The sequence below is a fragment of the Mesorhizobium sp. M1E.F.Ca.ET.063.01.1.1 genome, from assembly GCF_003998155.1.
Classification (GTDB): Bacteria; Pseudomonadota; Alphaproteobacteria; order Rhizobiales; family Rhizobiaceae; genus Mesorhizobium.
This window is the reverse complement of the sequence record NZ_RZSC01001396.1, coordinates 1-720: the sequence shown is the minus strand read 5'-3', so window position 1 is coordinate 720 and position 720 is coordinate 1. Positions and strand designations below refer to the sequence as shown.

Annotated in this window: 1 protein-coding gene; it reads right to left on the bottom strand. The window is 63.5% G+C overall.

Features of this window, described 5'->3' with window-relative positions:
- Positions 1–25: 25 nt before the first annotated feature.
- Positions 26–720, bottom strand: a 695-nt coding sequence (locus EOA29_RS38800; protein ID WP_145970133.1) for a substrate-binding domain-containing protein, incomplete at its 5' end; no start/stop codon positions are given.

Sequence of the window (720 nt, the reverse complement as noted above, 5' to 3'; positions counted from 1 at the left end):
AGCCCGGAGCTCGATGCGACAAAGTCTATTCGACCGGTTTCACGGTTTCCGTCGGCGGCTTCTGGTTGCCCCAGAAGGCGGGATTGTCGACGTTGTCCTTGGTGATCGCCGCGCCCGGGATCTTGATGTTCGGGCCCCAAGCTTCCTTGGTCACGATCGACTTCAGGCCAAGCACGTCATAGTCGCCGGGCTTGATCTCCTGCTTGTTGGCGACCTTGTCCATGAACATGGCGACCGCGGCGGCCTGCGCGTAGAGCGGCTGCTCGACCTCGACGTTGAGCCAGCCCTTGCGGATCAGGTCGAGGCCGACCGGCGCGCCGTTCGAGCTCATCAGCATGACGTCTCCCGGCTTCTTGCCGGCGGCTTCCAGCGAAGCGACTGCCGCAACCGAAAGATGGGCGGCGTGGCTGAAGATCAGGTCGATGTCCGGATTGGCCAGCATCTGGTCGGCGACGATCGTGCCGGCGTTGCTCGCTTCCCATTGCATGGCCGGCAGCGAGATGATCTTGACGTCCGGAAACGCCTTCACTTTCTCCTCGAAGCCCTTCTGGATGTCGAGGGTGTAGGGATCGCCGGGATCGCCGAGCACCTGCAGAACCTTGCCCTTCACCGAGCCGTTCTTGGCCTTCAGCAGCGCTTCGGCCTGGTCGGCCGCGATGTGGCCGATCTCGACTGTTCCCGCCACCGAGGTGAAGTCGGACGGAGTGGCGGTGATCTGGC